This window comes from Promicromonospora citrea, assembly GCF_013004695.1.
Classification (GTDB): domain Bacteria; phylum Actinomycetota; class Actinomycetes; order Actinomycetales; family Cellulomonadaceae; genus Promicromonospora; species Promicromonospora citrea.
The window spans coordinates 16,215-28,298 of sequence record NZ_JABEMG010000058.1 but is presented as its reverse complement, the minus strand read 5'-3'; the positions used below and the strand labels follow the sequence as shown (position 1 = coordinate 28,298).

Annotated in this window: 11 protein-coding genes; 8 read left to right on the top strand and 3 right to left on the bottom strand. The window is 73.1% G+C overall.

The genetic code is table 11. The annotated features are described in order from the left end of the window. Positions 1–441: 441 nt before the first annotated feature. From HLB15_RS12635 to HLB15_RS12625, 3 genes are all read left to right on the top strand, one after another. Positions 442–1,263, top strand: coding sequence for an HAD family hydrolase (locus HLB15_RS12635; protein WP_171106126.1), 822 nt, complete (start codon positions 442–444; stop codon positions 1,261–1,263). Between the two features lie 117 nt (positions 1,264–1,380). Continuing rightward, complete coding sequence (locus tag HLB15_RS12630) at positions 1,381–1,908, top strand: RNA polymerase sigma factor (protein WP_171106125.1); 528 nt, start codon at positions 1,381–1,383, stop codon at positions 1,906–1,908. Next, positions 1,905–2,906 (top strand): CU044_5270 family protein, encoded by a 1,002-nt coding sequence (locus tag HLB15_RS12625; protein ID WP_189087193.1) that lies wholly within the window; start codon positions 1,905–1,907, stop codon positions 2,904–2,906. The genes HLB15_RS12630 and HLB15_RS12625 overlap by 4 nt, the downstream gene beginning before the upstream one ends. An 81-nt stretch (positions 2,907–2,987) precedes the next feature. On the opposite strand, the gene HLB15_RS12620 is transcribed toward HLB15_RS12625, so the two are convergent. After that, positions 2,988–3,626, bottom strand: coding sequence for a TetR/AcrR family transcriptional regulator (locus tag HLB15_RS12620; RefSeq protein WP_229785754.1), 639 nt, complete (start codon positions 3,624–3,626; stop codon positions 2,988–2,990). A gap of 61 nt (positions 3,627–3,687) precedes the next feature. On the opposite strand from HLB15_RS12620, the gene HLB15_RS12615 reads away from it, so the two are divergent. Continuing rightward, entirely contained in the window at positions 3,688–4,104 is a 417-nt protein-coding gene (locus HLB15_RS12615; RefSeq protein WP_171106122.1) for a DUF952 domain-containing protein, read from the top strand. A 17-nt stretch (positions 4,105–4,121) separates the two neighbouring features. Here the strand turns inward: HLB15_RS12615 and HLB15_RS12610 are convergent, their stop codons facing one another. Further along, entirely contained in the window at positions 4,122–4,904 is a 783-nt protein-coding gene (locus tag HLB15_RS12610; protein WP_171106121.1) for an SDR family NAD(P)-dependent oxidoreductase, read from the bottom strand. Between the two features lie 77 nt (positions 4,905–4,981). Between HLB15_RS12610 and HLB15_RS12605 the strand changes: the two genes are divergently transcribed. Both HLB15_RS12605 and HLB15_RS12600 read left to right on the top strand, forming a co-directional pair. Next, entirely contained in the window at positions 4,982–5,992 is a 1,011-nt protein-coding gene (locus tag HLB15_RS12605; RefSeq protein WP_171106120.1) for a LacI family DNA-binding transcriptional regulator, read from the top strand. After that, entirely contained in the window at positions 5,989–7,017 is a 1,029-nt protein-coding gene (locus HLB15_RS12600; RefSeq protein ID WP_229785753.1) for a LacI family DNA-binding transcriptional regulator, read from the top strand. Before HLB15_RS12605 ends, HLB15_RS12600 begins: the two co-directional genes overlap by 4 nt. Before the next feature lie 4 nt (positions 7,018–7,021). Here the strand turns inward: HLB15_RS12600 and HLB15_RS12595 are convergent, their stop codons facing one another. Continuing rightward, positions 7,022–9,298: an alpha-L-arabinofuranosidase family protein gene (locus tag HLB15_RS12595; protein WP_171106119.1), complete on the bottom strand. Its 2,277-nt coding sequence runs from the start codon at positions 9,296–9,298 to the stop codon at positions 7,022–7,024. A gap of 219 nt (positions 9,299–9,517) precedes the next feature. Here HLB15_RS12595 and HLB15_RS12590 point away from each other — a divergent pair, with 219 nt between their 5' ends. Together HLB15_RS12590 and HLB15_RS12585 are read left to right on the top strand one after the other, a co-directional pair. Continuing rightward, positions 9,518–11,110 carry a type 2 periplasmic-binding domain-containing protein gene (locus HLB15_RS12590; protein WP_171106118.1) on the top strand — a complete coding sequence of 531 codons (1,593 nt, stop codon included), beginning with the start codon at positions 9,518–9,520 and terminating at the stop codon, positions 11,108–11,110. Further along, positions 11,107–12,081 (top strand): ABC transporter permease, encoded by a 975-nt coding sequence (locus HLB15_RS12585; protein ID WP_171106117.1) that lies wholly within the window; start codon positions 11,107–11,109, stop codon positions 12,079–12,081. The genes HLB15_RS12590 and HLB15_RS12585 overlap by 4 nt, the downstream gene beginning before the upstream one ends. Positions 12,082–12,084: the final 3 nt, after the last annotated feature.

The window sequence follows — 12,084 nt, the reverse complement described above, 5'->3', positions numbered from 1 at the left end:
CGGCTGGCGTAGGAACCTCCGATCCAACCTGTCTCGCGACGCACCCGCGCATCCCGTCTCACCAGCAAAGACGCAGGTCAGGCCACCCCAACCGCGCTCCTGTAGACCAGACTTTGCCGCGGCCCTGCGCAGCACCCCGCGGACGAGACTCACGACAATCCCGTCGCGGCTTGTCGGCTCCCTCGCTATGGGGGAGCGGTACCTCCGGCCGATTCCCCCACGGTTCCCCCCCAGCCTTTCCAGCAGCGGCGAACACACAGGTGAACGGCCGGACGCACAGCTCAACGTCTGAGGTCTGTTGGGGTCGGGTCGTGGGTTCCTCCGGGAGCCCTCAACCCGACCTTCCGTGTTTCTGCCGGGCTCGGCCTCGCCGGGTATCGATCCGAGCACTCTTGAGCAGGCTGGTCGCCAGACGCGGCCTGGTCCACTAACGTCCCCCGCATGACGTCGACGACGCCGGCCGGGCGGGCCGCGCACCCTCTCGACCTCGCGGCGCCCGTGCTCGTCGCCTGTGACATCGACGGCACCCTGATCCGTACCGGGCATCCGCCGACCGACGCCGTGCTCGACGCCGTGGCCAAGGTCCGTGCCGCCGGCCACCACGTCGTGCTCGCCACGGGCCGGTCCCTCGTGGGCGCGCTGCGCGCCGCCGGGCAGCTCGAGCTGGACGACGTGTGGATCGTGGCCAGCAACGGCGCGGTGACCGCGCACCTGGTCGACCACGGCTACACGGTCCACGACCTCCAGGTCATCGAGCCCGAGCCCGTCGTTCGCCTGGCCGAGGACGCCCTGCCGGGCATCCGGATCGCCACCGAGATCGTCGGTATCGGCTATCGCGTCAACCTCGCCTTCCCGGACGGCGAGCTGCCGGGGGAGCAGCACGAGGTGCGCCGTCTGTCGGAGCTGTGGGCCGAGACGACGCCGAGAGCGGCGCTGCGCGGGTCTGGTGCCGACCGGCTGGTGCCGGCCCTCCGCGCACTGGGGGTGACCGCGATCCCCACGCGCCCCGACTGGGTCGACGTGACGCCGGTCGGGCTGTCGAAGGCGACGGCGCTCGACCGGGTCCGCGTGGGCCTGGGCGTGGAGCAGGGCGCGACCGTCGCGATCGGTGACGGGGAGAACGATCTGGAGATGCTGCGGTGGGCGTCGTACTCCGCGGTCATGGGGCACGCGCCTGAGCACGTTCGGAGCGCCGGCGGCGACGTGACCGGAACCATCGACGACGACGGTGCCGCCGCGGTGCTGCTGTCGCTGCTCGGCTGACTTCGGCGCATCCCCGAGCGCGGGCCGACGAAGTGCAGTGTTGCACTGTCGTCGTCGCGAGCCATGTAGGGGTATGAGACACAGGACATGCCCGTGGTGAGGGCAAGACCGGACGTCGTGTTCAGCGAGGTGTTCCGCGCGGCCTACCCGGACATCCTCGCGTTCATCCGGCGCCGCGCCGATCCCGCGCGGGTGGAAGACCTCGCTGCCGAGGTCTTCACCATCGCCTGGGACCGGTGGGAGGACGTCCCGCGCGAGGCGCGCCCCTGGTTGTTCGGCGTGGCTCGCAACCTGGTCGCGAACGATCACCGCAGCCGGGAACGGCGCCGCCGTCTGGAGCTGCGCCTCGGGAGCGAACGGGACCCGGGCCAGGACGACACCTCGTTCAACGACGTGGCACTGGACCTCCGGGTGGCGTGGGCGCGCCTGAACGATGCCGACCGCGAGGTGATCGCCCTGGTCGCCTGGGACGGGCTCACCGGTCGGGAGGCCGCCGCGGTGCTCGGCTGCACCCGCGCGGCGTTCTCCGTCCGGCTGACGAGGGCACGCCGTCGGCTCAAGCATCTGCTGGACGACGCGGTCGACGAACCGGTCCCTGCGGTCACCCCGCACCTGTCTGCCGCTCTCGAGGGAGATCTGCCATGAACCATCGCATGAGGAACCGGACGCTCCGCCTGGTCGAGGAGGCGAACCCCGTGCCGACCAGCGGGCTGACCGCGGACGAGAGCGCCCGCGCCGAGCTGCTCCTGCAGGACCTCACAGCGGCCTCAGGACCGGCACGACCGGTAGCGGGGCGGCGGGGGACCCGGGCTCGCGCTCTCGTCGGCGGGGCGATCGTGCTGCTGGCCGCCGCCCTCGGCGGTGGTCTCCTGGCCACCGCGCCGGCGTCGGCCGAGCAGGTCCTCCTCCAGGCGGCGAGCAACGCCGCCCTGCAGCAGCCGGTGGGAGAAGGGCGGTACTGGTACGTCCGGACCGAGAGCGACACCTCCGTCACCATCCCGCACCAGCGCGAGGTCTGGCTGGCGCGCGAGGGAGGGGTACTCCGGGACGAGTTCTTCGCGGCGGAGGTCGCGGAGAGCGAGGGCAGCGCCGTGCTCGACCCCGCGCTCGTCCGATACCAGGATCTCGGGCAGCACGCGGACGTCCCGGGAGGGAGCTCGACGACGCTGTTCGGTGGGAACGTCGCCGTGACGTGGGACGAGCTCGACGAGCTGCCGGCCGACCCGGAGGAGCTCAGCGCGCTGTTGACGGAGCGGATGACGGACACCTCGCACGGCCACGCCTACGACCTGTGGGACGCGGCGACCGGGCTACTGCGCGAGAGCCCGGCCCGGCCGGAGCTGCGACGCACCCTGTGGGAAGTCATCGCCTCGATCCCCGGCGTCACCCTCGACGGCCCGACGACCGACGCGGCCGGCCGGGACGGCACAGCCGTGAGCGTGGACTTCAGCAGCCAGAGGCTGGGTCGGTACGCTCTCGTGCTCGACCCGACCGACGGCACGCTCCTGGAGACCCGCTACCTCGCCGACGACGGCGCGGTGCTCAGCACCGGCACCGTCATCGAACAGGGTTTCCGTGACACCGCGCCCACGGCGCAGCCTCCGGTCTGCGGGCCCGGGTCGGAGCCCGAGCGGTCCTGCTGAGGACGAACGCGTCGGTGCTGTCGCCCGCACTCCTGCGGGCGGCAGCACCTTCACCCGGCCCGCCAGGTGGTCGTCGCGGTCTCACCTGCCAGGTCGCACCCCCACCACCGCCCCGATCGCCCGCCGCGCGTACGCCCGCGCCTCCTCTCGCGACGGCGCCGCCGTCAGCCCGAGCAGCCGCTTGCGGTGCGCCTCCCCGAGCAGCAGCGTGTACAGCATCTCGCCGCGCTCGCCCGCCCCGGCCCCGTGCTCGACCTCGAGCCCCGCGGTCAGCACCGCGATCGACCGCGCCGGCCCCTTGGCGTAGAAGTCGGCCGCGAGCTGCGGGTGCCGCAGCGACTCGGCGACGACGAGGCGGTGGAGCGTGATGGCGTCGTCGCCGTGCAGGATGTGCACCATCCGGGTCGCCAGCTCCTCCAGGTCCTCGCCGTCGCGCACCGGGGGGCGCTCGTGGACGTGCAGCCGGTCGACGGCCGCGAAGAACAGACCGGTCTTGTCGGTGAAGTGCCGGTAGACGGTGCGCTTCGTGGCGCCCACCGCAGTCGCCACGGCCTCGATCGTCGTCCCGCTGAACCCGTGCTCGGCGAACAGGCGCACGGCGGCCGCCAGGATCTCCTCACGCCGCGCCTCGACGTCCTCTCGGCGCGGGCGTCCGGGACCGCGCCGCGGCTCCGCGGTGGCCTGCCCTGTGGCGTTCGTCTCTGACCCGTCCGTCGTCACGCTCGTAATGATACGTTGCCGTTTCATTGACGGCACGACTCATCGAGACGGAGGACGACCGATGGCCGGCGAACGACTGGTGCACGTGGCCTTCAGCGACGACTGGGAGGCGTGCGAGCGCTTCGGCGAGTACGACGTCGCGACGCGCAGCACACTGCTCGACGACACCGGGTTCATCCACGCCGCCACCGCCGACACCCTGCAGGCGGTACTCGACGGCGTCTACGGCGACGCGTCAGAGCCCCTCGTGCTCGCCGTGATCGACGAGGCGGCGCTCGCGGACCAGGGGATCGAGGTCCGGTGGGAGCCGGGTGCGGGGCCGGGCGGCACGGCGGCACCCCGCATCGAGGGCGCCCTGCAGATGGACCGCGTCACCGTGCCCGCCGTCCTGCCCCTGCGGCGCGGGCCCGCAGGATGGATCGCTCCGGAGCTCGGCGAGTGGGGCGTGCGCCGGACGGCGCCTGCCGCGTCCGCCTGACCTGGCCCCACGGCACCTCATGTCCGCAGGTACGACGCCCCGTTGACGTCCAGCACCGTCCCGGAGGACCAGCGCGCCTCGGGGGAGGCCAGGTACACGACGGCGGCGGCGACCTCCTCCGGGGTGCCGACCCGCCCGAACGGGCTCTGCGCGCGCAGCGCGTCGCCCTGCTCGCCCACGAGCTTCGGCGCCTGCCGGTCGGTGGCCACGAAGCCGGGAGCCACCGAGGCGACGGCGACGCCGTGCGGGGCCAGCGTGAGGGCGAGCGACTGGCCGAGCGCGTGCACGGCGGCCTTGGTCGCGGCGTACGCCGGGTGGTCGGGCTCCCCGCGGAACGCGCCGCGCGAGCCGACGTTGACGATAGCGCCGCCCGCGCCCGCCGCGACGAGGTGCCGGGCCGCCGCCCAGCTCGCGTGGGCCGTGCCGAGCAGGTTGACCCGCACCATCGTGTCCCACGCGGCGGCCCAGTCCTCGAACGGCGTGTCCTGGACCGTGTGGACGTTCTGCGGGTCCGGGCCCACCGCGGCGTTGTTCACGAGCACGGAGAGCCCGCCCAGCTGCGCGGCGGCGTCGTCGACCAGGGTTGTCGCCGCCGTCGGGTCGCCCAGGTCGCCCTGGACCAGGACGTGGCCGGTGCCGGGCAGCGCGGCGAGGGTCTGCTCGGCGTCGGCCCGGCCGTGGGCGTGGTGGACGGCGACGCGGTCGCCGCGCTCGGCGAAGGCCAGCGCGATCGCGCGGCCGATGCCGCGGGACGAGCCCGTGACGAGGACCCCGCGCGAGGGCAGGTCGGTCGTGCGCATACGTTCTCCCGAGCTTCGGTGGGCACCGGCCGGCCGGACGTGCCACCGCCCGGCCCCGCGCCGCTTACAGTTGGACCATGCCCGCCACCATGAAGGACGTGGCGACCCGGGCCGGGGTGTCGCTGAAGACCGTCTCACGGGTAGTCAACCGGGAGCCCCACATCCGCCCCGAGACCATGGCGCGGGTCGAGGCGGCCATCGCCGAGCTGGGCTGGGTGCCCAACCCGAGCGCCCGTAGCCTCCGGACCGGCCGCACGGGCACCATCGGCATCGTCGTGGCCGAGCTGCGCCGCCCGTACCTCGCGATGCTCGTGGAGGCGCTCGTGCACGAGGCCGAGCGGCTGGGCCTCACGGCGACGGTCGAGCCCACGCACCGGCGTCCGCGACGCATCTCGGAGGTGCTGGGGGAGCGCGGCCACCTGTACGACGGCGTGCTGCTCATCGATCCCGAGGACCTCGAGCCGGTCACGTGGGACCAGGCGCAGCAGCCCGTGGTCGTGATCCAGGGCGGCAGCTGGCAGGCGCCGGTCGACCGCGTCGACGAGGACGTCGTCGAGGCCGCGGGGCTGGTGGCCCGGCACCTCGGGGTGATGGGCCGGACCCGGCCCGTGCTCCTGGGGCCCGACCGCGCCCGCACGGAGACCGACCGGGAGAACCTGTCCGCGGCGCTCCGGGCCGCGCTGTCGGCGGTCGGCATCGAGGCGGGCGCCGTGCCGCGGGTGTCGCTGGGCGGCGTCGGCGACCGGCGCGCGGGCGCCGCGGCGGCGGCCGAGGCGCTGGAGGTGCGTCCCGACCTCGACGCCCTGCTGTGCGTCAACGACGAGGTGGCGATCGGGGCGCTGTCCTGCCTGGTCGAGCGCGGCGTGGCCGTGCCGGACGACGTGGCGATCATCGGCTACGACAACCTGGCCGACGGCCAGTTCTCCACGCCCACGCTCACCACGATCGACCCGTCGCCCGCAGGCCTGGCGCGGGCGGCCCTCGAGCTGCTCACGGACCGGCTGCGGGGCGGCGCGCCCGCCGCGGCCCGCCAGGTCACCGTGCCGGTCACGCTGGTGCGCCGCGAGTCGACGATGGGGATGCCGTGAACAGCGAGGTCGTGAACCGGGACACCGCCCGCCGCCCCACCCTGGAGGACGTCGCGCGGTTGGCCGGCGTGTCGGCGAAGACCGTCTCGAACGTCATGCTCGACCGGCCGAACGTCTCGGCGGCCACCCGCGCCACGGTGCGGGCCGCCGCCGACACCGTGGGCTACCGGCCGAACCACGCCGGCCGGGGGCTGGCGTCGGGCCGCACGGGCCGCATCGCGGTGGTGGTGCCCAACCTCTTCCAGCCGTACTTCGCCGAGATGGCGGAGCGCCTCATCCTCGCGCTCGAGGACGAGGGCCTCACGACGACGCTGCGCGTCGCGGGTGACGTGCACGCGGAGCTCGCGGCCGTCATCGGGTCGTCCACCCGCGACGCCGACGGCGTCGTCATCTGCCCCGCCCACTTCCGCGCGGCGGCGCTCGGCGGGCGGGCGCTCGGCCGGCCCGTCGTCCAGGTGGGCGGCCCCGCCACCGACTCCCTGGACTGCGTCATCATGGGCGAGTACGCCGGGGCCAACGCCGTCACCCGCCACCTGCTGGACACGGGCCGCCGCCGCCTCGCGATCATCTGGAACGGCCTGAGCACCGAGAGCGGGCGCTACGCCGGCGTGGTCGACGCCCTCGCCGAGCGGGGGATCGAGCCCGACCCGGCGCTGTTCGCCGTCGGCTCGGACTGGGACCGGCGCGAGTCCGGGTACGAGGCGATGGTCGGGCTGCTCCGGACCGGCGTCGAGTTCGACGCCGCGGTGTGCGCGAACGACGCGACGGCGATCGGCGTCGTGCGCGCGCTGCGTTCCCACGGCCGCCGGGTCCCCGAGGACGTCGCCGTCACCGGCTTCGACAACACGGACGAGAGCGAGTTCGCCAGCCCGCCGCTGACCTCGGTCAGCCCGGACCCGGAGGCGATGGTCTCGGCCGCCGTCCGCATGCTCGTCGACCGGCTCGACGGGTACGACGGGCCGGCGCGGTCCGTGCGGACGGGGGCCGAGGTGATTCTCCGGAGGTCGTCCGGGCCGGTGTCCTGAGGCGTCAGGCCTCCACGCGGACGGTGACCAGCGACCACGCCGGGACCGAGATCGAGGCCCGGCCGTCGGCGAGCTCCGCCGTGGTCGCGACGGGCTCGACCGGCGAGGCCTCGAACGGGCGCCCGACGTCGGGGGCGCCGCCGGCCAGCGTCGTGACGGTGACCGGCCGGGTGCCGGCCGCGCCGTCGACCGTCAGGTGCGCGGTCCGGTCCTCGTCGGCAAGGCCGACGAGGGTGACGTGGGTGCTGCCGTCGGACCCGCTCGTGGCGCCGGCCACGAGGTCGGGCCAGGGGCGCAGGTCGTCCTCGTGGTCGTGGACGAGGGCGCCGTCGAGCCACACCCGGATGCGCGCGCCGTTCACCGTGACGCGGACGCGCAGGGGCTCGCCGGTGCGGACGCCCTCGAACGGGTGCGGCCCGTCCACCTCGTTGCCGATGCCGTCGTCGCGCCGGGCCAGGATGAGCGACTCGTTGCGCCAGCCCCCGACCTGGAACTCGTGCACGGTCTCGCCGTCCGCCCCGCCGAACCCGACCACGAAGCCCTCCGTGCCGTCGGTCCGAGTGGCGACGACCTCGAGCTCGGTGCCGTCGGCCGCCAGCGTCGCCGTGTCCTCGGGGCCCACGAGCTGGTCCGGGTGCGCCGTGCCGCCCACCCGGATCGCGCTGAACCGGGTCGTCGAGCCGGGGGAGCGGAGCGTGACCTGCTGCACCGCGGGCGGCGACTGCGGCCGGTCGGTGTGCCCCGTGACCGCGCAGCCGAGCACCTGCTCGCCGCGTACCTCCGCCATCATCCGCTGCACGTGGTAGCTCGGGCTCGGCCGCACCTCGTCGTCGGTGAAGTAGACGAGGTCGGGCAGCCACTGGGTGCTGCCGACGCGGGCGAGCAGCGGCGCGTACGAGGACAGGCGCACCACGTCCGAGTTCCGCTCGACGGCGGTCATGTACGCGGCCTCGGCGAGCGCCGAGCGCATCGTGGAGGTGTGGGCCGCCCACTCGCCGAGGTAGACGGCGGGCCCGGACCGGTCGTAGTGGTCGAAGCGGTCCAGGTGCTGCAGGAGCCACCGGGGCGAGCGGTAGCTGTGCTCGTCGACCATCGGTACCTCGAGGCGGCGGGCCAGCTCCCACCCGGCGTCGTAGTCCGGGCCGTAGGGCTTGGGGCCGAGCGTGCCGATGACGGTGATGTCCGGGTACGCCTCCCGCACAGCCGCGAAGAGCTGCCCGAAGCGGTCGGCGAACTGCGCGTCGACGACGTCCTCGTTGCCGAGGCCCAGGTAGCGCAGCCCGAACGGCTCGGGGTGGCCGGCCGCGGCCCGGACGGCGCCCCAGCGGGTGTCGGGCCCGCCGTTCGCGTACTCGACGAGGTCGAGCACGTCCTGGACGTACTGCGGCATGCGCTGCTGCGGGATCGCCTGCGGCCCGCCGGGCACGTTCTGGCAGCACACGCCCGCGGCCACGACGGGCATCGGCGTGGCGCCGAGCTCCTCGCAGAGCAGGAAGTACTCGTGGTACCCGATCGCCATCGACTGGTGGTAGCCCCACGTGTTGGGCATGGGCACGCGGTCCTCGCGGGGCCCGATGGTGCGCTTCCAGTGGTACATGTTGTCGAGGCCGTAGCCGTGGGCGACGCAGCCGCCGGGGAACCGGACGAAGGCCGGGCGCAGGGCCCGCAGCGTCTCCACGAGGTCGGGGCGGAACAGCCGGGCGTGGCCCTGCGGGTCCACAGGGCGCAGCTCGACCAGGTCGACGTCGACGGCGCCCACGCCGACCTCGATGCCCAGCGCAGCGCGGGCCGTCCCGGCGCTGGTCAGGTCCACCTCGACCCAGCGCCAGCCGTCGTCGACGACGGGGATCTCGACCCGGGCGAGGACACCGCCGTCCGCCGTCGTGAGTGACGCGTGCGCGGCGGCCGACGGCGCCGCGCGCCGGACGGCGAGCCGGAGCCGGGAGGTGCCCTCGGGCACGAGCATGCCCGCGGGGTCGTAGCCCCGGTTGGTCAGCCGTGACCCCGCGGCGAGTCGGACGTAGGTGGCGTTGGCGGCCGAGACGGGGCGGTCGCTGCGCACCCGGACGTCGCCCCTGGGCTCCCAGCCGGTCAGGGGGCCCCAGCCGGGCCGGTCGGCGGGCGTGGCCTCGAAGTCGCCGTTGCGGACGAGGTCGGCGTTGAGCCCGCCGTCCAGCGCGGAGTTGATGTCCTCGAGGAACAGGCCCCACAGGTCCTGGCTCACCCGGGTCCCGGTGGGCTGCTGCACGTGGATCGTGACGTCGTTCGGGCTGCTGGTCATCGGTTCGCACCCTTCCTCGGGGGCTCGGGCCGCCCCGGCGCGACGCTCCCTCGCGCCGTCGCCGGGTTGTCGCAGGCCAACGTACAGCGTTGTCACGTCCTCGTCGACAACCATTGACAACGCTGAACCAGGTCCGCGATCATCGGTGGCGCTCGGGCACGACGACGGCGGGTCACCGAGGACCCGCCTGGCTCACGAGCACGACATCCGGAGGTCTCGATGAAGAGCAGGACACGCCTCGTCGGCTTCGTGCTGGCGACCGGAGCACTCCTCCTCGCCGGCTGCAGCGGCGGGGGCGGCGGCAAGGACACCGCGGACGGGACGATCGACATCCTCGTCGTCAAGCACGGGCTGACCGGCCCGATGGCCGACATGGGCTGGGTCGAGGAGCTCGAGAAGAAGGCCGGCGTGACGATCCGCTGGGAGGAGGTCTCGGCCGACTGGAGCCAGAAGAAGGCCACGATGCTCGCGGCGGGCGAGGTGCCCGACCTCGTCGTCGGCGGGAACGCGATCACCAACGCCGATCTCGCCACCTACTCGTCCCTGTTCGAGGACCTGTCCGACGACATGGACGCCCTGCCCAACGTGCAGGGCATGCTCGACTCGCACGCCGAGCTGTCGGCCATGGCCACGCGGTCGACCGGCGAGGTCTACGCGCTGCCGAGCTATCGGCGCTACTGGCCGGAGACCATCTCGCGCCAGTACATCAACCAGGACTGGCTGGACACCCTCGGCCTCGAGATGCCGACCACCTGGGACGAGCTCTTCGACGTGCTCGTCGCCTTCAAGGAGCAGGACGCGAACGGCGACGGCGACCCGGACGACGAGATCCCCTGGGACTGGAACCCGGTCGACCCCGCGGGCTTCGCGGCCGGCCAGCCCACCATGCTGCTGGGCGGGCTCGGCCTGCCGACCACCTACGGCGGCGGCCAGGGGTACGTCGTCGAGGACGGCAAGGTGCTCAACTTCCTCGTCGACGAGCGGTACCGCCAGGTGATCGAGTTCACGCACCGCGCGTACGCGGCCGGGCTCATCAGCAAGCAGGTGATGACCCAGGACTACTCGGCCTTCCAGTCCGTCGGCCGCGGCGACGGCGACGTCGCGAAGGTCGGCTTCAGCTGGGGCTGGACGGCGTCCGACCGGTTCGGCGCCCAGCTCGCCGACCAGTACACGTCGATGGCGCCCCTCCAGGCGGAGGCCGGGCAGTCGACGCCCGTCACCTGGAACTACGACACCGAGAACTTCAGCCCCAACCACATCGTCATGTCCGCGAGCACCGCCGACAAGGACGGGGCGCTCGCCGTCATCGACGCCTTCTACGACCCGGAGATCTCCGTCCAGGTGCTCTGGGGCGACCTGGGCGAGAACGTGGAGCGCGACGGCGACGGGTACACGGTGCTGCCGCCCACCGACGGGAAGAGCGACCCGTCGACCTGGAAGTGGACGACGACGCTCGCCGACGCCGGCCCTCACTGGATCCGCGACGACGTCGACGTCGAGCCGCCCGCCGACCTCGCCGAGGCCGTCGAGCAGTCGGAGCCGCTGCGCGAGGCGCTCGGGAACGTCGACCCCGGCACCGACATCTATCCCTTCAAGTACGTGAACATCTCCACCGAGGACCAGAGCACCATCACGCTCAACGACACCACGGTGCTCAACCTCGCGATGACGGCGTTCGGGCGGTGGGTCACCGAGGGCGGCGTCGAGGAGGAGTGGGACGACTACGTGGCGCAGCTCGAGGGCGCGGGCCTGCCGCAGAACGTCGAGATCTACCAGCGCTACTACGACGAGTACCAGGCGAGCCGGTCATGACGCTCCTGCGAGAGCGGACCGAACCGGGGGGCGCCGCGACCACCGGTCGCGGCGCGCCGCCCGGCCCGGGCGCGCGCCTCCGGCGGCACCTCGGGCGCTCCTGGCAGCTGTGGGTGCTGTTGCTGCCCGCGATCGCGTTCACCGCGGTGTTCGCGTACGTGCCGATGTACGGCATCCAGCTCGCCTTCCGGGAGTTCGACTTCCAGGCGGGCCTCACCGGCGGCGAGTGGGTCGGGCTGAAGTACTTCGAGGTGTTCTTCAGCAGCCCGATGTTCGGCACGGTGCTGCGCAACACGCTGACCATCAGCATCGCGACCCTCGTCGTCGGGTTCCTCGCGCCGATCGCCCTCGCGCTGGTCATCAACCAGATCGTCAACGCGACACGCAAGCGCTTCATGCAGACGGCGACCTACCTGCCGCACTTCATCTCGGTCGTCGTCGTGGTCGGCATGCTCCAGGTGCTGCTCAACCCCTCGAACGGCACCGTCACGCGCCTGTTCAGCGGGGCGGGCCTCGACCTCGACCTGCTCGGTGACCCCGACCTCTTCGTCCCGGTCTACGTGATCTCCGAGGTGTGGCAGCACTGCGGCTGGAACTCGATCATCTACCTCGCCGCGCTCGCCTCGGTGGACACGCAGCTCTACGAGGCGGCCCGGATCGACGGCGCGGGCCGCCTGCACCTGATCCGGCACGTCGACATCCCGGCCCTGGTGCCGACGATGATCGTCCTCTTCATCCTCACCATGGGCGGTGTGCTCTCGACCGGCTTCGAGAAGGTCTGGCTGATGCAGAACGCGCTCAACCTGCCGGTGAGCGAGGTGATCGCGACGTACACCTACCGGATCGGCATCCTCGGCAACCAGTTCAGCCTCGGGACGGCGATCGGGCTGTTCAACACGGTCATCAACTTCCTCTTCCTGGTCGTCACGAACTGGCTGGCCAAGAAGTTCGCCGACACGAGCCTGTGGTGAGTC

Coding starts and splice junctions, on each gene's coding strand:
- HLB15_RS12635 (WP_171106126.1), top strand. CDS start 442: ATGACGTCGACGACGCCGGCCGGGCGGGCCGCGCACCCTCTCGACCTC.
- HLB15_RS12625 (WP_189087193.1), top strand. CDS start 1,905: ATGAACCATCGCATGAGGAACCGGACGCTCCGCCTGGTCGAGGAGGCG.
- HLB15_RS12615 (WP_171106122.1), top strand. CDS start 3,688: ATGGCCGGCGAACGACTGGTGCACGTGGCCTTCAGCGACGACTGGGAG.
- HLB15_RS12610 (WP_171106121.1), bottom strand. CDS start 4,904: ATGCGCACGACCGACCTGCCCTCGCGCGGGGTCCTCGTCACGGGCTCG.
- HLB15_RS12605 (WP_171106120.1), top strand. CDS start 4,982: ATGCCCGCCACCATGAAGGACGTGGCGACCCGGGCCGGGGTGTCGCTG.
- HLB15_RS12595 (WP_171106119.1), bottom strand. CDS start 9,298: ATGACCAGCAGCCCGAACGACGTCACGATCCACGTGCAGCAGCCCACC.
- HLB15_RS12590 (WP_171106118.1), top strand. CDS start 9,518: ATGAAGAGCAGGACACGCCTCGTCGGCTTCGTGCTGGCGACCGGAGCA.
- HLB15_RS12585 (WP_171106117.1), top strand. CDS start 11,107: ATGACGCTCCTGCGAGAGCGGACCGAACCGGGGGGCGCCGCGACCACC.